Source organism: Bacillus sp. EB106-02-03-XG38, assembly GCF_058792175.1.
In genome coordinates this window covers 399,258-418,416 of record NZ_JBYTED010000002.1, presented here as the reverse complement: position 1 = coordinate 418,416, position 19,159 = coordinate 399,258, and the positions used below count along the sequence as shown (strand labels likewise).

General features: G+C 35.9%; 21 protein-coding genes and 1 riboswitch. Of the genes, 13 read left to right on the top strand and 8 right to left on the bottom strand.

The window, feature by feature from the left end; translation table 11 throughout:
- Positions 1 to 36: 36 nt before the first annotated feature.
- On the bottom strand, positions 37 to 1,152 hold the full coding sequence (locus tag AC3WTI_RS11485; RefSeq protein WP_087957926.1) for a CdaR family transcriptional regulator: 1,116 nt from the start codon (positions 1,150 to 1,152) through the stop codon (positions 37 to 39).
- Between the two features lie 136 nt (positions 1,153 to 1,288).
- On the opposite strand from AC3WTI_RS11485, the gene AC3WTI_RS11480 reads away from it, so the two are divergent.
- The 9 genes from AC3WTI_RS11480 to AC3WTI_RS11440 all read left to right on the top strand — a co-directional run bounded on the left by AC3WTI_RS11480 (position 1,289) and on the right by AC3WTI_RS11440 (position 9,448).
- Positions 1,289 to 2,263, top strand: a complete 975-nt coding sequence (locus AC3WTI_RS11480) for a YVTN family beta-propeller repeat-containing protein (protein WP_087957928.1) — start codon at positions 1,289 to 1,291, stop codon at positions 2,261 to 2,263.
- Entirely contained in the window at positions 2,256 to 2,927 is a 672-nt protein-coding gene (locus AC3WTI_RS11475) for a response regulator transcription factor (RefSeq protein WP_000049882.1), read from the top strand. Before AC3WTI_RS11480 ends, AC3WTI_RS11475 begins: the two co-directional genes overlap by 8 nt.
- 3 nt (positions 2,928 to 2,930) lie before the next feature.
- On the top strand, positions 2,931 to 4,331 hold the full coding sequence (locus AC3WTI_RS11470; protein ID WP_097840635.1) for a sensor histidine kinase: 1,401 nt from the start codon (positions 2,931 to 2,933) through the stop codon (positions 4,329 to 4,331).
- A gap of 228 nt (positions 4,332 to 4,559) precedes the next feature.
- Positions 4,560 to 5,249: a FadR/GntR family transcriptional regulator gene (locus tag AC3WTI_RS11465; RefSeq protein ID WP_255448402.1), complete on the top strand. Its 690-nt coding sequence runs from the start codon at positions 4,560 to 4,562 to the stop codon at positions 5,247 to 5,249.
- Positions 5,250 to 5,417: 168 nt separating this feature from the next.
- A complete protein-coding gene (locus tag AC3WTI_RS11460; RefSeq protein WP_097840634.1) occupies positions 5,418 to 6,137 on the top strand; it encodes a (Fe-S)-binding protein in 720 nt (239 codons plus the stop codon).
- Between the two features lie 16 nt (positions 6,138 to 6,153).
- Entirely contained in the window at positions 6,154 to 7,575 is a 1,422-nt protein-coding gene (locus AC3WTI_RS11455) for a LutB/LldF family L-lactate oxidation iron-sulfur protein (protein ID WP_087957934.1), read from the top strand.
- Positions 7,575 to 8,285 (top strand): LutC/YkgG family protein, encoded by a 711-nt coding sequence (locus AC3WTI_RS11450; protein WP_087957936.1) that lies wholly within the window; start codon positions 7,575 to 7,577, stop codon positions 8,283 to 8,285. Before AC3WTI_RS11455 ends, AC3WTI_RS11450 begins: the two co-directional genes overlap by 1 nt.
- Positions 8,286 to 8,397: 112 nt before the next feature.
- Positions 8,398 to 9,120, top strand: coding sequence for a prepilin peptidase (locus tag AC3WTI_RS11445; protein ID WP_087957938.1), 723 nt, complete (start codon positions 8,398 to 8,400; stop codon positions 9,118 to 9,120).
- A complete protein-coding gene (locus AC3WTI_RS11440; RefSeq protein WP_492304364.1) occupies positions 9,110 to 9,448 on the top strand; it encodes a cyclic-phosphate processing receiver domain-containing protein in 339 nt (112 codons plus the stop codon). Before AC3WTI_RS11445 ends, AC3WTI_RS11440 begins: the two co-directional genes overlap by 11 nt.
- Positions 9,449 to 9,475: 27 nt before the next feature.
- On the opposite strand, the gene AC3WTI_RS11435 is transcribed toward AC3WTI_RS11440, so the two are convergent.
- The 7 genes from AC3WTI_RS11435 to phaQ all read right to left on the bottom strand — a co-directional run bounded on the left by AC3WTI_RS11435 (position 9,476) and on the right by phaQ (position 14,971).
- Positions 9,476 to 10,327, bottom strand: coding sequence for a formate/nitrite transporter family protein (locus AC3WTI_RS11435; protein ID WP_087957942.1), 852 nt, complete (start codon positions 10,325 to 10,327; stop codon positions 9,476 to 9,478).
- A gap of 223 nt (positions 10,328 to 10,550) precedes the next feature.
- The gene (locus AC3WTI_RS11430) at positions 10,551 to 11,345 is read right to left on the bottom strand and encodes a TerC family protein (RefSeq protein ID WP_000383326.1); all 795 of its coding nucleotides are present in this window, start codon (positions 11,343 to 11,345) and stop codon (positions 10,551 to 10,553) included.
- 90 nt (positions 11,346 to 11,435) lie between these two features.
- Positions 11,436 to 11,601, bottom strand: a riboswitch (yybP-ykoY riboswitch).
- 38 nt (positions 11,602 to 11,639) lie between these two features.
- On the bottom strand, positions 11,640 to 12,959 hold the full coding sequence (locus AC3WTI_RS11425; RefSeq protein ID WP_087957944.1) for a TrkH family potassium uptake protein: 1,320 nt from the start codon (positions 12,957 to 12,959) through the stop codon (positions 11,640 to 11,642).
- 114 nt (positions 12,960 to 13,073) lie between these two features.
- Complete coding sequence (locus tag AC3WTI_RS11420; RefSeq protein WP_001140707.1) at positions 13,074 to 13,259, bottom strand: alpha/beta-type small acid-soluble spore protein; 186 nt, start codon at positions 13,257 to 13,259, stop codon at positions 13,074 to 13,076.
- Between the two features lie 147 nt (positions 13,260 to 13,406).
- Positions 13,407 to 13,850, bottom strand: coding sequence for a MaoC family dehydratase (locus tag AC3WTI_RS11415; RefSeq protein ID WP_001067916.1), 444 nt, complete (start codon positions 13,848 to 13,850; stop codon positions 13,407 to 13,409).
- Between the two features lie 101 nt (positions 13,851 to 13,951).
- Positions 13,952 to 14,476 (bottom strand): polyhydroxyalkanoic acid inclusion protein PhaP, encoded by a 525-nt coding sequence (phaP, locus tag AC3WTI_RS11410; RefSeq protein WP_075308595.1) that lies wholly within the window; start codon positions 14,474 to 14,476, stop codon positions 13,952 to 13,954.
- 42 nt (positions 14,477 to 14,518) lie between these two features.
- Entirely contained in the window at positions 14,519 to 14,971 is a 453-nt protein-coding gene (gene phaQ, locus AC3WTI_RS11405; RefSeq protein WP_000903018.1) for a poly-beta-hydroxybutyrate-responsive repressor, read from the bottom strand.
- 198 nt (positions 14,972 to 15,169) lie between these two features.
- On the opposite strand from phaQ, the gene phaR reads away from it, so the two are divergent.
- The 4 genes from phaR (at position 15,170) to AC3WTI_RS11385 (ending at position 19,157) form a co-directional block, all read left to right on the top strand.
- Positions 15,170 to 15,652, top strand: coding sequence for a polyhydroxyalkanoic acid synthase subunit PhaR (gene phaR, locus AC3WTI_RS11400; RefSeq protein WP_087957948.1), 483 nt, complete (start codon positions 15,170 to 15,172; stop codon positions 15,650 to 15,652).
- A 152-nt stretch (positions 15,653 to 15,804) separates the two neighbouring features.
- Entirely contained in the window at positions 15,805 to 16,548 is a 744-nt protein-coding gene (locus tag AC3WTI_RS11395; protein WP_000250412.1) for an acetoacetyl-CoA reductase, read from the top strand.
- Positions 16,549 to 16,631: 83 nt separating this feature from the next.
- The gene (gene phaC, locus AC3WTI_RS11390) at positions 16,632 to 17,717 is read left to right on the top strand and encodes a class III poly(R)-hydroxyalkanoic acid synthase subunit PhaC (RefSeq protein ID WP_087957950.1); all 1,086 of its coding nucleotides are present in this window, start codon (positions 16,632 to 16,634) and stop codon (positions 17,715 to 17,717) included.
- Positions 17,718 to 17,963: 246 nt separating this feature from the next.
- Positions 17,964 to 19,157: an NAD(P)/FAD-dependent oxidoreductase gene (locus AC3WTI_RS11385; protein WP_097840631.1), complete on the top strand. Its 1,194-nt coding sequence runs from the start codon at positions 17,964 to 17,966 to the stop codon at positions 19,155 to 19,157.
- The last annotated feature ends 2 nt before the right edge of the window (positions 19,158 to 19,159 follow it).

The following is a 19,159-nucleotide window of genomic DNA, read 5'->3' as shown; positions in this document are numbered from 1 at the left end:
GTTGGGGGATTCTTTCTATGTATAATCATCTAAAGATTAATCTGTTTTATCATTCTTTTTTGTATGATTATCTAATAAGAGGAGCGAGAAGTATAAAATGTTTAAGTCTTTGAATTGTTTCGGATCAAGTCCTGTATGCTCCTCAATTTTTTTTAGCCTGTAATGCAAGGTGTTAATGTGTATATGTAATTGTTCAGCTGTTTGTTTATAAGATTGGTTATAATCAATAAATAAACGTAAAGTGTGCATAAGTTCAGGCGATGATAGTAAGTTTTCGATCGTGCGTCTTAGAAACTGTTCTCGCGTTTCAGCGGAAATATCTTGTAAGCACATTTCTAAACGTAAATCTTCATTAAATACAATTTTTTTCGTTTCAAGTGATACGGAAAGAGCTTGTAATGCTTGTTCGTACGATAAGTTCATATTGTGTGGCGTAACGGATTGTCCAATCCCGATATATAAAGGAATAGAAAATAAAGTTTCACAGTCTTGTTTTAATCGTTTTAAAAATTGATACGTTTGCTCTTTAGAGTTTGTGGCTGTAAATAAAATAAATCGATCATTTCCCCAGCGAACAAATAGATGCTCCTTTGTTAATAGATTGCGTACATGTTGCCAAACTTTACGCTGAAGCATCGTGTCATTTTGATCGATTGAGAACAAAATAAGTTGTTTCTTCTTATATAAATCAATACCAAGTGTTTTTGCGCGATCAAGAAAGCTTGGGGACCAGTCTGTATTTTGAAGCCAATCAAAGACAAATGCTTCATAAGAACGGTGTTCAAGTTCTAGTTGTTCTAAAAAGTAGTTTTCGTGAATGAGTAGTTCGGTCATTTTACGTAATATTTCTCCGTATTGCGAAATATTTTCAGGTTCGCCTGTAATTCCAATGACACCAATTACTTCGTCATGGAATAGTAAGGGGAGGTTCATACCCGCCTTTACGCCTTGCAAACGTCGTTCATCTTCTTTTGTAATAATGACAGTTTTCTTTTGTTTCGCACAGCGGAGTGCACCTTCATGAAATTGACCGATTCTTTCTACATCTGTACTTGCGATAATAACGCCTTGTATATTAATAATAATGATATTTTCTTTAATTAGTCTGCGTACTTCTCGTACAATTTTATTCGCTAAATCAGGAAAAAGCATAATTTGCACACCTCAAATTCTATTTGTTGTACATTATATATGTAAATGATGTAAGAAAGGGAAATTTCACACTTTCCACACATTTATTTGTTATTTTACAATTATAACGAAATCATCCGAAGATGGAGGGAATCTTTTGAGAAAGTATGTTTTTCTTCTCTGTTTTTTATTTCTATTAGTAGGGTGTCAAGGAAGTTCATATACACCGATTGCTAAAGATAAAAGTGTTATTATAACAACGAATATAAAAGAAGGTAGTCTTAGTTTTATAGATAAACAAACTAAGAAGTTAATTACGACATGGGAACTTAATGAACCGATGGCAGGAATTGCACTACTTCCAAACGGTGAGGACATACTTGTATATGGCAAGCAGTTAGAGTACATGTATGTATATTCACTAGCAAAAGGAAGGCAAGTGGACAAGTATAAAACGGGAAAAGGCATTGTAAATGTGGTCGTATCAGAAGATAAAAAGCAATTATTTGCTGCTGATCAAAAGGCTCAAAAGGTAAGGTTTTTTACGATAAAAGGGAAAGAGGCAGGGAGTGTGTCAACCGGAAAAGGACCAATAACGATGGTAGAGCACGATAACCAGTTATCTGTACTAAACTTTTATGATACGAAGTTAACGACAATTGATACAAAGAAAAAAGAAGTAATCCAATCCTTTATGATTCCTCCAGCGTCAACGGGAGCGACAATTAGTCCGAATGGGAAAGAGATATGGATTGGCGGGCATGGTGATGGAAATCAAGTAAATGAGAAAGTATTAGTGTATTCTTTGCAGAGCGGGGAAATGGTACGTTCTTTACACGCCCCATTCATGCCTGTGAATATAACGAAGGATAATAAGTATGTATATGCATTAAGTCACGGTTCGAATACACTTAGAAAGTTTGATGTTGGCACGTATAAAGAGGTTGCTTCTGTAGAAGTAGGATCGAACCCATTTGCATTTTTGAAGAGCGGAGCAGAAGGATACGTAGCAAGCTATGATAGTGATGAATTGTGCGTCATGGATATGAAGAATTTGAAAATAAAACAAACAATTAAAGTCGGAAAAGGGCCGTTTCAACTCATAGAGAGAGAAGGGAAGGACAATGAGTAAATATAGGGTGCTAGTGGTAGATGATGAAAGTGATATGAGACAGCTTGTTGGCATGTACTTAGATAATTTCGGGTACGAGTGGGGAGAAGCTGAAAATGGAAAAGAAGCTCTACAAAAATTAGAGACGAATCATTATGATTTCGTTGTACTAGATATTATGATGCCAGAGATGGATGGACTTTCAGTTTGTAAAGAAATTAGAAAGACGTCAGATGTACCAATTATATTTTTAACAGCAAAAGGTGAAGAGTGGAATAGGGTCAACGGTTTACGTATGGGAGCAGATGATTATATTGTAAAGCCATTTAGTCCTGGAGAATTAATTGCTCGTATGGAAGCTGTGTTAAGACGTTATACAAAGCAAGAACAACAAGAGGAAGTTCAGTTTGGACCGATCCTGATTAATGAAAAAAGTAGGAAGATTGAGGCGGATGGTGAGCCGATTTCTCTTACAGTAAAAGAGTTTGATTTACTTTATTTTCTTTGCCAACATACGGGACAAGTATTTAGCCGAGAGCAATTGTTGGAAAAAGTATGGGGATATGATTATGCCGGAAGTACAAGAACAGTAGATACGCACGTGAAAACGATGCGTTTGAAACTTGGAGAAAGTGGAAACTACATTCAAACTGTTTGGGGTGTAGGCTATAAATTTGAGGTGTAACGTATGTTTACGATGGTACAGAAGCTTTGGCTGACAGTAGTATGTGCAGTATTTGTAACAGTTTCCTTTCTTTATTTTGTATCTTTATACTCGTACGAAAAACTATACGTTGATAATTTAAAAGATTCATTAGTAACGGAGGGGAAGGGTCTTGCTGCGCAATATGATAAGCGTGAAGGTATATCAACTTTTGAAGAGAAAGTAAGAGCATTTGATCAAATATCTAGTTCAGACGTTCTTTTCGTATCGAATCCACGTGATTTAAGCGCATGCTTACCTTTTGATGTGCATCATCATTCTCTTATAAGTGAAGGGGACAGGCAAGCATTATTAGATGGGAAAACTGTGACAAAGATAGGGTATGAGGAACATTTTGACCGTAATATTATGGGGGTTGTCATCCCTGTTTTAGAAAGTAAAAAATTAGTTGGTATTGTATATTCTTATATTCCTTTAAAAAGTATAAAAGACTTAATATATGATATGGGCCTTATTTTGGCACCGTTAGCACTTGCTATAACTTTACTGACAATATGGATTGGTAGAAAGATTATTATTGCTATTACGAGGCCACTTTCGCAAATGGAACGAGTTGCGAATCATTTAGCTACGGGAGATTTCTCAGAACGAATTACAATTTCTTCCGAAGATGAAATTGGACGATTAGGAAAAGCATTTAATAAAATGGCAAATTCTTTAGAGACAGAAGACGTAAAGCGTAAGGAATTTTTAGCTAACGTTTCACATGAGCTAAGAACACCATTAAGTTATATAAAAGGATATAGTGAGGCTATTTTAGATGGTGTAGCGAAGGGACCACAGCAGGAAAAAGTAACACAGCTCATTCATAAAGAAGCGGATCGTATGCAGCGTCTCGTTCATGATTTGTTAGATTTAGCACAACTAGAAGGGGAACATTTTCCGTTAAAGAAACAACCTATCGTTTTTTCACAACTTATTGAAGATGTGTTAGATACGTATGAGATTAAATTTATAGAAAAGAAAATTCATATTTCAACAAATTTAAATCCAGAAATTATTGTAATGATAGATGAGGATCGTATGCAACAAGTACTTCATAACGTGTTAGATAATGCGATACGGTATACAAATCCAAACGGGGATATTATGATAACGCTTAGGCAAATAGATGATTACTGTGAATTGAACATAAAAGATACGGGAATCGGTATTGATACAGAGCATTTAGAAAATCTTGGAGAACGTTTTTACCGCGTTGATAAAGCGAGAAGTCGCCAACATGGTGGAACAGGTTTAGGTCTTGCTATTGTAAGACAAATTGTCCATATACATGATGGACAGTGGCGAATTGAAAGTGAAAAAGGAAATGGGACGACGGTTATTATTAAATTGAAAGTACAGGATGAGGAGAGCATGTTCTAATTTTTAGGGCATGCTTTTTTGTATAGGAGACAATAGTTATACAGAAAGATATAAATTAATATGTAATAAATATTGAAAATTTGACGATTTTATGAACAAAACATTTGTACTTCTTACCAATTCGTTCTAAAATAGTTATGATGCAAAGTTTTTATAAATCGTTTCAATTGTTGTTTGGAAGATACTGAGGTGATTTAACTGGAGTACAAATCGATTAAACCGAAAAAAATTTACGAAGAAGTATCTGAAGCTATTTTAACAATGATTAAAAATGGTACGTTAAAACCTGGTGACAAACTACTTCCTGTACATCAATTAGCTGAGCAGTTTCAAGTGGGCAGATCTGCTGTTCGTGAAGCGTTAAGTGCGCTAAGAGCGATGGGCTTAATTGAGATGAAACAAGGAGAAGGTACATATGTGAAGAATTTCGATTCTTCTTCATTAACAAAATCGTTAAACAATAGATTATTAATGAAGAAAGAAGATATTTTGAATTTGTTAGAAGTACGAAAGGTGCTTGAAGTGGGGGCAGTTCGAGCAGCTGCGGCAAAACGTACGGAAGAGAATTTGAAAAATATGAAGCATTGGTTAGATGAAATGGCAAAGAGCATTGGAGATGAAAAAGCTGGTGAAAAAGCAGATTTTCAGTTCCATATGGGAATTGCAGAGTCTTCGCATAACAACATTTTGCTTGAACTCATGAATCATGTTTCAGAGATGATTGCTGAAACAATTGGTGAATCAAGACGCATTATTTTATATGGTGAACAAACAACATCAGAACGACTTATAGAAGAGCATCAAGTTATATATGATGCAGTGTTAAAGCAAGATGTAGAATTAGCGCAGCAAGCAATGCTAGATCATTTAACAAATGTAGAACATATTGTCACAGGTATAAACGATATAAATTCGTAATTTAATCTTTTAAAAATCAAATTTTTTGATAAAATAGAGAGAGATTAAGTAAGCGTTTTCTTTAGAAGAGGGAGAGGATAGGCCATGGTTGAGCCTACTTCTTCTTTTCTTAGTCATCTGATGACCATATGTTTGTTGGTGGAGTTGTAAAAAGGGGGAGTAATCATTATGAAAGTTACTTTATTTGTTACTTGTTTAGTCGATATGTTTGAAACAAACGTCGGCAAAGCAACAGTTGAAGTGTTGGAGCGTTTAGGTTGTGAAATTGAATTTCCAGAAGCACAAGTTTGTTGTGGTCAGCCTGCTTATAATAGCGGCCATGTAGAAGCAGCAAAAGAAGCGATGAAACATATGATTGAAACTTTCGAAGATGCAGAATATATCGTTACGCCATCTGGTTCTTGTGCGACAATGTTTCATGAGTATCCGCATGTTTTTAAAGATGATCCGAAGTGGGCTAAACGTGCCCAAAAAGTTGCTGATAAAACATATGAATTTACACAATTTATTGTAGATGTTTTAAAGATTACTGATGTTGGTGCAAGTTTACCAGGGATCGCTACTATTCATAAATCATGTCATATGACACGTATGCTTGGAGTAACAGAGGCACCAGGAATTTTATTATCAAATGTAAAAGGACTAACTGTGAGAGAGTTACCAAATGTGCAAAATTGTTGCGGGTTTGGGGGAACGTTTTCAGTGAAGATGACTCCAATTTCTGAGCAAATGGTAGATGAAAAGGTAGATAGTGCAATGGAAACAGGTGCTGATTATTTAATCGGTGCAGATTGTGGGTGTTTGTTAAACATTGGCGGACGTATTGAGCGTTTAGGAAAAGAAATAAAAGTAATGCATATTGCTGAGGTACTGAATAGTCGCTCATGAAGGGGGAACATAAGCTATGTCTATGAAAATCAGTGAGAAAAAATTTAATGATCGTGTTGGCGATGGAATTCAAGATTCGTTTATGCGCGGAGCAGTATCTTCTGCACAAACACGCTTATATACGAATCGCTTAAAAGCAGCGGATGAATTAGGAAACTGGGAAGAATGGCGTGAACTCGGTGAAGAAATTCGTCAACATACGTTAGAAAATCTTGATTATTACTTAATGCAGTTAAGTGAAAATGTATCAAAAAGAGGTGGACATGTATACTTTGCGAAAACGAAAGAGGAAGCAGCAAAGTATATTCAAGATGTTGCAAAAAAGAAGCAGGCAAAAAAAGTAGTAAAATCAAAGTCGATGGTAACAGAAGAAATTAGTATGAACCATGCGCTTGAAGAAGTCGGTTGTGAAGTGTTAGAAAGTGACTTAGGAGAGTATATCTTGCAAGTAGATAACGATCCACCTTCACATATTATTGCGCCTGCACTTCATAAAAATAGAACGCAAATTCGTGATGTCTTTAAAGAAAAGCTTGGCTATGAAAATTCTGATGATCCATACGAAATGACAAAGTTTGTTCGTAAACAACTTCGTGAGAAATTTATGGACGCGGAAATTGGTGTAACAGGTTGTAACTTCGCTGTTGCAAATACTGGTTCTCTTTGTTTAGTAACGAATGAAGGGAATGCCGATCTTGTTATGTCGATTCCGAAAACACAAATTGCAGTAATGGGTATGGAACGTATGGTTCCAACAATGGAAGAATTAGATGTTTTAGTTGGTTTACTATGCCGTAGTGCAGTAGGTCAAAAGTTAACAAGTTATGTAACTGTAGCGGGACCAATTCAAGAAGAGGAAGTAGATGGACCTGAAGAATTCCACTTAGTTGTTGTTGATAATGGTCGTTCTCAAATTCTTGGATCTGAATTCCGTCAAGTATTGCAATGTATTCGTTGTGCTGCATGTGTGAACGTATGCCCTGTATATCGTCACGTTGGTGGACATTCATATGGCTCTATATATTCAGGACCAATCGGTGCGGTATTAACTCCACTGTTAGGCGGATATGACGATTACAAAGAGCTTCCTTATGCATCTAGTTTATGCGGAGCGTGTACAGAAGCTTGTCCAGTAAAAATTCCGTTACATGATTTATTATTAAAACATCGTCAAGTTATCGTTGAGCAAGAAGGACGTGCTCCACTTGCAGAGAAATTGGCAATGAAAATGTTTAGTATGGGTGCATCTTCAGCAGCTTTATATAAAATGGGATCCAAAATGGCGCCAGCGGCAATGAGTCCATTTACATCGGGTAACCGTGTATCAAAAGGTGTTGGGCCACTTAAAAATTGGACAGATATTCGTGAATTCCCGGCTCCAAGTAAAGAGCGATTCCGTGATTGGTATAAAGATCATAAGAAAGGCGGGGACAAATAATGACAGGATTAATTCAAAACCGTGAGTCCTTTCTAGAGAATATTGCAAAAGAACTTGGACGCGCGCGTAAAACGGATGGTGTAAAACGTCCAGTGTGGAAAAATAATGTGAATAAAGAAACGCTAAAAGATTATTCACAAGAAGAATTGTTAGAAGTATTTAAAAATCAATGTACAAACATTCATACAACTGTTGTGGAAACGACAAACGACCGTTTACGTGAAGATATTCAAAAAGTAATCGTGGAAAACGGCGGGGGACCTATTATGTTATCGGCAGATGAACGTTTTGATTCTTATGGATTGACTTCTTTATTTAAAGAAGAGCTTCCAAAGCAAAATGTTGAAGTAAATGTATGGGATCCTGAGAAAAAAGAAGAGAATATGCGTATCGCAGAAAGAGCGAATATTGGAATTGCCTTTAGTGATTATACTTTAGCTGAATCTGGTACGATTGTTGTACAAAGTCATAAAGGCCAAGGTCGTTCTTTACACTTTTTACCGACTGTATACTTTGCTATTATTCCACGTGAAACACTTGTGCCCCGTATTACACAAGCAGTTGAGGATATGAACTCGCGTGTAGAAAATGGTGAGGCAGTGGCATCTTGTATTAACTTTATTACAGGGCCTAGTAACTCGGCAGATATTGAAATGAATCTTGTTGTCGGTGTACATGGACCATTAAAAGCAGTATATTTCATCGTATAAAAGAGGGGAAAGCAGGCCAGAAAATGGCCTGCTTTTTTAATAGAATAGAGATAATATGAAGTAGAAGTTCTCTCCTTTTTTTGCTATGTTCTTCTGGAAAGGAGAGGAAGGGATGTTCACTTATGTATATGCATTGTTAGTGGGGATGGTGTTTGGTTCCTTTTTTATGGTAATTGCGATGAGAGTTCCACTAGGGGAGTCTATCATTGTCCCTCGTTCACATTGTTATTATTGTAAATATGTGCTAAAGCCAAAAGAATTGATTCCAATCATTTCATTTTGTATACAAAGGGGGCGTTGTACGAATTGTAAGAGGGAAATTTCAGTTTTGTACGTAGTATTTGAACTTGTAACCGGAATGATATTTTTTCTTACGGTATATATAATCGGGGTGGAACGAGAGCTTATTATCATTTTATCGCTTGTTTCATTACTTCTTATTATTTCAGTTACAGATTACATATATATGTTAATCCCAAATCGTATTTTAGCCTGGTTTGCCTGTTTACTTATTTTAGAATGTATTTTTGTACCGTTAGTCACTTGGCCAGATAGTATAGTTGGCGGTGGCGTTATATTCATTTTGTTATATTGCATGCAAAAGATATATCCAGAAGGGCTTGGGGGAGGTGATGTAAAATTACTTTCGCTACTTGGATTTATAGTGGGACTGAAAGGGATTTTTATCGTTTTATTTTTAGCCTCTTGCTTTAGTCTTTGTTTCTTTGGAGTTGGTATAGTATTAAAGCGTGTGAAAATGAGGACTCAAATTCCGTTTGGCCCTTTTATTAGCCTCGGGGCAATATGTTACATGTTAATCACGTATGCAAAATAGAGAGGGGATAGAACATGAATATATATATATGGATGATCAAAGAAGTTGTCCGTACGGGTATGTGCTCGCCATTACAGTAGAATGTGCTTTGCAAATGGTTCGGGATTATGAGGTGAATATTCTTTCCCTTGACTTTAACATGGGCTGGGGAGAAAAAAGTGGATTAGATTTTGTAGAGGCTTTTTGTAAAGAGGGTTTACATGTAAATGAAGTGCACTTTCATACGACTGATGTCATCGGTATGTACAAGATGAAACAGAGGATTAATAAGGGAAAGGAAGAAGGGGAAATTAATCCTCACCTTGTTGTTAAATATGTGGGGAGCTAAAAACTCCAAAGTAAAACTTTGGAGTTTTTAGTGTTTCATATGCGCTTGTAACGGAATAATCTCTTCTTGTTGAGCTGCTACTAATTCAGTTTCTTCTTGTTTCACATCAGGTTCTTTCTTTGTTAAATAATGGTATACCATACCGACAAATACAGACCCGCCAATAATGTTACCGATTGTAACTGGAATTAAGTTATGAATAGCACCTGCAAAAGAAATTGTCTCCGGATGCGGTGAAACTAAAGATAAGGCAAACAGTGATAAGTTTGCAATACTATGCTCGTAACCAGATAAGAAGAATGTGAAAACGAGTAGCATCATCATCATAATTTTTGCTGTATCACCTTTCACTTGAGAAGGTAAGAAACAAGCAAGACATACAAGCCAGTTACATAAAATTGCTTTAAAGAATAATTGCATTGTAGGTGTATTCATTTTTCCTTCTACTACTTTATTCATCAAATGCCCGTGATCAATTGCTTCGAAAATTCCAGTTGCATAAAATAGTAAGGCAAAGAATAAAGCGCCAGCTAAATTTCCTGCATAACAAGCGACCCAGTTACGAAGTGTATCAGAAATCGTTGTTTCTTTTCTTAAAGTTGCTACAGTGAAGTACATTGTGTTACCAGTAAATAATTCAGCACCGCCATATATAATAAGGACAAGGGCAATTCCGAAAAACATAGAAGCCGCTAAGTAAGTTGCTGGTGAATCTGCAATGTGAAAAAAGTTACCTAATTTAAAACATAGTACAATAATAAAACCGATATAAATACCCGCAAGTGCGGCACGAATGAAATATTGCATTGGATTTGTATCTAGCATTTGTTTTTTGCTCTTAGCCAGTTTGACAACATAATCTAATCCTTGTTCTAGCATGGGTAATACGCTCCTTTAGTACATCATCTATGAATACTCCTTATATGAATAAAGTACATGGATTCCGTCATAGTTTCAATAAGTTTGTGCAATGTTTCACAAAAAGGACATACATACATTGAGAAAACGCTTACAAAAGATAGTATAATAGAAATTTTTCTGGACATTGAGGGGGAGAAAGAAAAAAGAAAAAAGAAAAAAGAAAAAAGAAAAAGCGCTGTAATTACAGCGCTTTTTCGTCTAAATTCTTTTCTACTTTTACTTCTACTTCTTTTGAGAAGAACCAGCCGCCAACTGCGATTCCGACTAATACAATCCAGAATGTAAGCTTCCATGGTGTAGATTCTGGGAATGAATGCGGAATTACATTTAATGCAGGGTGTGCTAATGTATAAACTGCTAATTTCACACCAACCCAACCTACGATTAAGAATGCTGCAGTTTCAAGTCCTGGTTTACGTTTTAAGATTTGTACGAAAGCAGTTGCTGCAAATCGCATAATGATTAATCCGATAAGTCCACCTACAAAGATAACAACGAATTGCCCAGTATCAAGACTACCAATTGTACCTAATCCTGTTTTCGGTAAAGTCATTGCTAATGCAACAGCAGCTAAAATAGAATCAACTGCGAAGGCGATATCAGCAACCTCAACTTTAAATACAGTCCACCAAAAATTCTCTTGTTTTTTCTTTGCTTCTTTTTCTTCTGTTTCTTCATCCGTATTCTTTTTAACATACGTTTTAAATAAGTGATTACCAGCGATAAACATAAGGTAAATAGCACCGATTGCTTGCACTTGCCATACGTCGACTAGGAATGAAATCATAAATAACGATCCGAAACGGAAAACAAATGCCCCCGCTAATCCGTAAAATAGTGCTTTCTTACGTTTTTCTTCTGGTAAATGTTTTACCATAATTGCAAGAACAAGAGCGTTATCAGCTGCTAAAATCCCCTCTAGTGCAATTAGGATGAGTAATACCCAACCATACTCCAATAATAATGATACATCCATGTACATTCTCCTCTCATTTCTATAAGTACTAAATAAGTGAAGAATTTCCCCACTATTTAGTTTCCCCATACTCCTGCCTATTAACTTTGGAAGAATTTGGTAATAAATACAAAAAAGACCTCTGCCGTTAATAGGCAAAGGTCTTGCTAGACATATGTAATGAAAATGCCAACAAAGCCGGAAGAACTAAGTTCTACGTAATGACGACTTTGTTTCCAAGAAATATTCTTGGACGCTACTCCCCTTTGGAGATATGCTATTGTACTCTCATTATATGGATAATTTATACGGTTGTCAACCTGTTAAAATATCTTCGTTCGGATATTTTATTTTGCGGTTCTTTTTACGTGCAAATGAAAAAGCAAGTGTTAAAGGTCCCATTTTCCCGAAAAACATCATAAAGATGATAATAGCTTTTCCGATCATCGTTAAGTGTGGTGTGAAATTCATACTGAGACCGACAGTCCCAAATGCTGAAAATACTTCGAAAGCACTCATCAATAGGGGAACTCGCTCAGTAATACTTAAAATTAAAATAGCAAAAAAGATAAATGAAATGGAAATAATAGTGATGGTCAATGATTTGACGATGAGAGTATCTTTAATAGATTTTTTAAATACGACAATATCATCTTGTTCTTGTAAAAATTTAAATACTCCAAAAAACATGATTAAAAATGTTGTTAACTTAATTCCACCACCAGTTGAAGCACTCCCAGCTCCGATAAACATTAGAAGCATCATCAATAAAAGAGAAGGCTTTGACAATGCAGAAATATCAACTGTATTAAACCCAGCAGTACGCGTTGAAACAGCCTGGAAATAGGCGGCCATTCCTTCTTCAAATGGAGTAAAGCCTCTCATAGAAAGAGAATTGTGGAACTCGAATATGAAAATAAAAACGGTTGCAATAATATTAACGATTAGAGTAGAAGAGAGCATAAGTTTTGAGTGTAATGTAAGGTTTTTAAAATTTCTCTTTCTTTTTATATCTACGATTACTGTAAAACCAATCCCACCTAAAATAATGAGGGAGGAAATGACAAGATTGACAAGAATGCTATGAGAATGCGACATTAAATTATCGCTCCACACAGAAAAACCGGCATTGTTAAAAGCAGAGATGGAATGAAAAAAACTATAATAGATCCCTTTAGCAATCCCGTATTTTGGTATCCATTCGAAAGATAGAATGAAAGTAGCGATACATTCGACTGTAAAAGAGAATAAAAATAATGCTTTGGCAAGACGAATGACGCCTCCAATATTCGTTTGATTTAACGCTTGTTGTAGTAAAATTCGGTTTTGAAGACCAATTTTTCTGCCGAGCATAATCGCAATTAAAACGGCAAAGCTCATAATGCCAAGTCCGCCCACTTGTATAAGCGTTAAAATGACACATTGGCCAAATAAGGTAAATACTTTCCCAGTGTCCACTACACCGAGCCCTGTAACCGTACAAGCAGAAACGGTTGTAAATAAAGCATCGAGCCATGAAATAGAAGTTGTTGTAGCAATGGGTAGCTTTAATAAGCATGTACCGATAATTGATAACATAATAAAAGACAAAGTAAGAACACGGGGAGGACTCATGCTAATGTTAATCCGTTTCATGTTACATATCGTTCCTTTCAGTTTGTTCTTACTAGTATGTGAAAAAGTACGGTTATGTATGTTAGAAATAGAAAGAGGCAGAGAATATCTGCCTCTAAGCCATATGTTATAGTGTTATCCACGTAATTGTTGTTGAGCTAAAGAAACAAGACGTTTTGTTACTTCACCGCCAACTGAACCGTTAGAACGAGATGCTGTATTAGATCCTAAGCTTACGCCGAATTCTTGTGCAATTTCGTATTTAAATTGATCAAGTGCTTGTTCCGCACCTGGAACTAGTAATTTGTTTGTTTTTGCCATGATGATACACATCCTTATAAGTAGTCCAGTTCAGCTAAGTACTTATCTAAACTGGTAACGTTATTTTATGTGGAACTGGCTTGCTCATACGCGGAAGTAATCGGTGTGATTAGAAGTTATTGGATAGAAAAAAGAGTAGCAAATTTGCTACTCTTTTTTCAGTATTGTCGCTGTACCTTCCACGACAATATCATCGGATTGATTGTATATGTTTGTTTGCAACGTAATGATTTTTTTATCGTCACGTTTTTTAATGACTTCTGCCACAACGCGAAGTGTATCGCCGATTTTGACAGGAGCACGGAATGAAACGTTTTGAGATAAATAAATCGTATTTTTCCCTGGAAGTTTCGTGCCAAGAATCGTTGAAATGAAACTTGAAACGAGCATACCATGGGCAATACGTTCTTTAAACATAGTCGTTTTTGCAAAAGAGTCTAAAATATGAATAGGATTCACATCTCCAGTTAATTTTGCAAAATTGATAACGTCCTCATCCGTAATCGTTTTTGTAAGGGATGCTTGATCACCGACTTGAATCTCATCATAACGAAGCTCCGGAACAGTTTGTGCTTCTTGAAATGGATTCATTTTGGCCTCCTTCTTTTCCATATCGAAAAATGACAGCCATCTTGATGTAGTAGGAGGAAGAAAGAGTTTTGTTTGTGCTGCAGTTAGCTCCCACATTTTTCTTACTTGATGGAAGTAAATAAATTTTTTGAGTTTTCCTCGAACTGCTTTGCGAGTTCTAGTTGTTTGGACTTGAACTCTCCCAAAAAAACTTCTAACTGTTTTTGAACCTCTTCGCGTTGTAATTGTTGTTGTTCAATAAATTGTTTTGTTGTTTCTTCAAATTGACCGCTAGTTTGAGTAAGAATAGACAAAGATGTTTTTGTAGGAGAAACAGTAAGTTGATGCATTTGAGTAGAAAGTTCATTCCATTTCCCTTGCCACTCGTTAATTTGATCATTTAAGGAGTTTCCAGTTAATTGCTTCACGTAATCTGTATATTGGTTATTGAACTGAGCAGTGAATTGTTGTAGTTCTTTTTCTAGTTCATCTACTCCTGATGTTAATTTATGCAAAGCGTCTTGTTGTTGTTTTAATGTTTCTAAAGTAAGTTGCTCTAATTGTTTCCCAGCTGAAGAGAAGAGGGAAAGAGATTGAGACCAGTTTTTCCAAAATGCATCGACTAATTCGTATGGCTTAGTTTCCATTGTTTGACCTCCAAATGTTTTTTTACATATTGTGAACGCAGATTACTCTGCTGTACCACCAGGTGAAGATGAAGAATCCTTTTCATCCTTTTCTGGAGAAGTAGAAAATGGAAAGAATGCGTTGGTGTATAACGTAAAAAACGTCCGCAACATATTTTGATAATGTTCAAAAGAAGTCGCACATGTTGTTAAATATTGCTCTCCATATTCTGTTAAAGAATAAATTCGTTTCGCTGGCCCGCCTTCACTTGTATCCCAAGTAGAAGAAATGAGATTTTCTTTTTCTAACTTGCGCAATGTTCTGTACACATTACCTTGGTCAACAGAAGAAAAGCCGATGTCCATTAGCATTTGAATGAGTTTGTAACCATGAAGACTCCAGTCTTTTAGACATAGAAGTAAGAAAGGAACTAAGAAGTTTTTTGGCATGGAGTTTGGTTGTTTCGCTTGGTTTTTTTCCAAACTTTCTGGGTGTTCTGGTTCATTATGTAGCATGATTGTGCATCACCTCATGAATCAGTTAGATGGAATTTTTTGCTTATAAGTGCAATTTACACCTATCTGTTTTTAATGTCAACACATTTATTGGAAAATAAAGAAAAATAAAATATAGACTTGAAGTTTTATTCAGAATATTAGAAAATAGTGAATAGGTTGAATTGTTTCAAAAACAAAAAAGGGAGTGTAGGCGAAGTGATTGATCAAAAATTCGATCCATTGCAAGCATGGAAAAATGCTTATGAACAAACCGAAACATTTTGGGGAAAAGCGCTCAATGAAACAATTAAAACAGAAGAATATTCTGCTTGGATGGGCAGCGTTCTAGACTTGAATTTGTTTTATCAAAAAGCGTTAAATGATACAACAAAAAGTTATTTAGAACAGGTGAATGTGCCTACGAAAGAAGATATCGCTAGAGTAGCTACGCTTGTTATTAACTTAGAAAATAAAGTTGATAATATCGAGGAAGTTCTAGAAGAGAAAGTGGATGCACTAGGACAAGCCCCTACATTAAAGCGTGATGTTACGAAAGTAAAACAAGATATTCGCACATTAGAAACGAAAGTTGATCAAATTTTGGAATTGCTAGAAAAGCAAAATGCAGTACTAGCGAAACTACAAGAACCTGTAAAAGAAGAAGTAAAGCCTGCGAATAAGCCAGAAAATAAAAAATGATAATAGCGTTTGTTTATAACGTGTAAAAGAGAGGGGAGAATCTCTTTTTCATGTATAAACAACGAAACATAATTAATATATGGACTCTATTCATATGAGTACCAAAATGATTCATAATAATCGTTCACAAATTCATTTAAGGGGGAAAAGAAATGGTTCAATTAAATGGCAAAGTAGCAATCGTAACAGGTGGAGCAAAAGGAATTGGAAAAGCGATTACAGTAGCGTTAGCACAAGAGGGAGCAAAAGTTGTTATTAACTATAACAGCAGCAAAGAAGCAGCTGAAAACTTAGTAAATGAATTAGGAAAAGAAGGACATGACGTTTATGCAGTTCAAGCGGATGTTTCGAAAGTAGAAGATGCAAACAGACTTGTAGAAGAAGCTGTGAATCATTTTGGTAAAGTTGATATTCTTGTTAATAATGCTGGTATTACAAGAGATCGTACATTCAAAAAGTTAAATCGTGAAGATTGGGAGCGCGTAATTGACGTGAACTTAAGTAGCGTATTTAATACGACAAGCGCTGTCCTTCCATACATAACGGAAGCAGAAGAAGGAAGAATCATTAGTATTTCTTCTATTATTGGCCAAGCTGGTGGATTTGGACAAACAAACTACTCAGCAGCAAAAGCAGGTATGTTAGGATTTACAAAATCATTAGCGTTAGAACTTGCAAAAACAAATGTAACTGTAAACGCAATTTGCCCAGGATTTATTGATACTGAAATGGTAGCAGAAGTACCAGAAGAAGTACGTCAAAAAATCGTTGCGAAAATCCCGAAAAAACGTTTTGGTCAAGCTGATGAAATTGCAAAAGGTGTAGTATACCTATGCCGTGACGGTGCATATATCACAGGTCAGCAATTAAACATTAACGGTGGATTATACATGTAATGAAGTAAGAAAAAAGTGCATATCCATAGCAGGAATGCACTTCTTTTTTTTAGAAAGAAATCGACCGAAAAGGAGATAGAAAAATGACTACATTCGTAACGGAATGGGAAAAGCAATTGGAGTTGTACCCAGAAGAATATCGTAAAGCATATCGTCGTGTGAAAAGAGCGAGCGAAGTTTTATTACGTGAACCAGAACCACAAGTTGGTTTAACGCCGAAAGAAGTTATTTGGACGAAGAATAAGACGAAGCTGTATCGTTACATTCCAAAACAAGAAAAAACACAGAGAGTTCCAATTCTATTAATATATGCACTTATTAATAAACCGTATATTATGGATTTAACTCCTGGAAATAGTTTAGTGGAATATTTAGTAGATCGTGGTTTTGATGTGTATATGCTTGATTGGGGCACATTTGGTTTAGAAGATAGTCATTTGAAATTTGATGATTTCGTGTTTGATTATATTGCAAAAGCAGTGAAGAAAGTAATGCGAACTGCAAAATCGGACGAGATTTCTTTACTTGGTTATTGCATGGGTGGAACGCTAACTTCTATTTATGCGGCACTTCATCCACACATGCCAATTCGTAACTTAATCTTTATGACAAGTCCTTTTGATTTCTCTGAAACAGGATTATACGGTCCTTTATTAGATGAGAAATACTTCAATTTAGATAAAGCGGTTGATACATTCGGAAATATTCCGCCAGAAATGATTGATTTCGGAAATAAGATGTTAAAACCAATCACAAACTTTGTAGGTCCATATATCGCTTTACTCGATCGTTCAGAAAATGAGCGCTTCGTCGAAAGCTGGAAATTAGTTCAAAAGTGGGTTGGTGACGGTATTCCATTCCCAGGCGAATCGTATAGACAGTGGATTCGTGATTTTTATCAAAATAATAAATTAGTGAAAGGTGAACTCGTTATTCGCGGACAAAAGGTAGACCTTGCAAATATTAAGGCGAATGTCTTAAATATTTCTGCGAAACGTGATCATATCGCCCTGCCATGCCAAGTAGAAGCGTTGCTAGATCATATTTCTAGCACAGATAAACAATATGTATGTTTACCGACTGGACATATGTCGATCGTTTACGGTGGAACAGCGGTAAAACAAACATATCCGACGGTTGGAAATTGGCTAGAAGAGCGTTCTAATTAAAAATAAAAAATCCAACTAGCGTATGTTAGTTGGATTTTTTTATGAGAAATAACAAACTATAGAAAGGAGAAATTTATCCCGCTTTAATGGGCAGTAAGCCCCCCACTTCAAAATTCGGTGAAAGTAAAGATGTTAGGTGGGGGATCAACTGCCCATAAAAGTCCGATTGGTTCAACTAATAATCAGTGGGGGATGAAGAAAACCCCCACTGATTAAAGTTTCACTTTATATTTTAGGAGTATTATTATGAAACTTATGACTGGTAAGTTGTTTTGGAATACAGGAGTTTCTATACCTTGTTATCCATCGTTAGAAAATGATATGATATGTGATGTGCTTGTAGTTGGAAGCGGAGAAGCAGGTGCTCATATAGCGTATTCGTTAGCGAAAATTGGAATGCGTGTTACACTCATTGAAAAACGAGCAATCGCCTGCGGCAGTACAGCTGCTAATACAGGTTTACTACAATTTCTTCATGATAAATCGTTAACCTCACTTATCCATACATTTGGTGAAGAAAAAGGGGTACGAGCATATAGGCTTTGTTATGAAGCGTTACGAACGATGGAGAAAGTTGTACCGACTCTCGATATTGATCCTCAGTTTATTCCGCGAAGTAGTTTATATTATGCAAGTAAAAGTGAGGATGTTTCATTTTTACAAGAGGAGTTTAATACGTTACAGAATTATGGATTTCCAGTTGAGTATTTTACAGAATCTGATGTGAACGAACATTATTCTTTTACAAAACAAGCGGCATTATATACACACGGTGATGCCGAGGTGAATCCGTATTTATTAGCGCATAGTCTTTTGCATAAAGCAAATCAAATGGGTGCTACTATATATGAGGATACAGAGGCCATACATATAAAAAAACGCCAAAGTGATTTAATTTGTTATACGAAAACAGGAAATCAAATTGTAACAAAGAATATTATTATGGCGACAGGTTATGAAGAGCTTTTTGGCAAGAAAGAAAAAAATACAACAGTGGAAACATCATATGCAGTCGTGACAAATAAGGTGGATTCATTTGAAGGCTGGCATGAACAATCGTTAATTTGGGAAACAGCACGGCCTTATTTATATTTTCGAACGTATGAAAACCGCATTATTGTAGGTGGATTAGATGAAGCGATGCAAATCCAAACAACCGGTGATACGAAATTATTGCATAAGCGTGATCTCCTTATTAACATTGTAAAAGAGATGTTCCCGCAGTATAAGAATATACAGGCAGATTATTATTGGGGAGCAGCATTCGGTGGTAGTTATGATGGTCTCCCTATTTTAAAAGAAGACAAAAAGATACATAATTTATTTTACGCATTGCCGTATGGAGGTAATGGAACTGTGTATGGAATGGTATTTGCCAAATTATTTGAGCAGTTATTTACAAATAAAGAAAGTGAAGATTTTTCTTTATTTAATCGATAGAA

Excerpts from the sequence above, each read along its gene's own strand:
- AC3WTI_RS11485 (WP_087957926.1), bottom strand. The coding sequence starts at position 1,152 with ATGCTTTTTCCTGATTTAGCGAATAAAATTGTACGAGAAGTACGCAGA.
- AC3WTI_RS11475 (WP_000049882.1), top strand. The coding sequence starts at position 2,256 with ATGAGTAAATATAGGGTGCTAGTGGTAGATGATGAAAGTGATATGAGA.
- AC3WTI_RS11470 (WP_097840635.1), top strand. The coding sequence starts at position 2,931 with ATGTTTACGATGGTACAGAAGCTTTGGCTGACAGTAGTATGTGCAGTA.
- AC3WTI_RS11460 (WP_097840634.1), top strand. The coding sequence starts at position 5,418 with ATGAAAGTTACTTTATTTGTTACTTGTTTAGTCGATATGTTTGAAACA.
- AC3WTI_RS11455 (WP_087957934.1), top strand. The coding sequence starts at position 6,154 with ATGTCTATGAAAATCAGTGAGAAAAAATTTAATGATCGTGTTGGCGAT.
- AC3WTI_RS11450 (WP_087957936.1), top strand. The coding sequence starts at position 7,575 with ATGACAGGATTAATTCAAAACCGTGAGTCCTTTCTAGAGAATATTGCA.
- AC3WTI_RS11445 (WP_087957938.1), top strand. The coding sequence starts at position 8,398 with ATGTTCACTTATGTATATGCATTGTTAGTGGGGATGGTGTTTGGTTCC.
- AC3WTI_RS11440 (WP_492304364.1), top strand. The coding sequence starts at position 9,110 with ATGCAAAATAGAGAGGGGATAGAACATGAATATATATATATGGATGAT.
- AC3WTI_RS11435 (WP_087957942.1), bottom strand. The coding sequence starts at position 10,327 with ATGCTAGAACAAGGATTAGATTATGTTGTCAAACTGGCTAAGAGCAAA.
- AC3WTI_RS11430 (WP_000383326.1), bottom strand. The coding sequence starts at position 11,345 with ATGGATGTATCATTATTATTGGAGTATGGTTGGGTATTACTCATCCTA.
- AC3WTI_RS11425 (WP_087957944.1), bottom strand. The coding sequence starts at position 12,959 with ATGAAACGGATTAACATTAGCATGAGTCCTCCCCGTGTTCTTACTTTG.
- AC3WTI_RS11420 (WP_001140707.1), bottom strand. The coding sequence starts at position 13,259 with ATGGCAAAAACAAACAAATTACTAGTTCCAGGTGCGGAACAAGCACTT.
- AC3WTI_RS11415 (WP_001067916.1), bottom strand. The coding sequence starts at position 13,850 with ATGAATCCATTTCAAGAAGCACAAACTGTTCCGGAGCTTCGTTATGAT.
- phaP (WP_075308595.1), bottom strand. The coding sequence starts at position 14,476 with ATGGAAACTAAGCCATACGAATTAGTCGATGCATTTTGGAAAAACTGG.
- phaQ (WP_000903018.1), bottom strand. The coding sequence starts at position 14,971 with ATGCTACATAATGAACCAGAACACCCAGAAAGTTTGGAAAAAAACCAA.
- AC3WTI_RS11395 (WP_000250412.1), top strand. The coding sequence starts at position 15,805 with ATGGTTCAATTAAATGGCAAAGTAGCAATCGTAACAGGTGGAGCAAAA.
- phaC (WP_087957950.1), top strand. The coding sequence starts at position 16,632 with ATGACTACATTCGTAACGGAATGGGAAAAGCAATTGGAGTTGTACCCA.
- AC3WTI_RS11385 (WP_097840631.1), top strand. The coding sequence starts at position 17,964 with ATGAAACTTATGACTGGTAAGTTGTTTTGGAATACAGGAGTTTCTATA.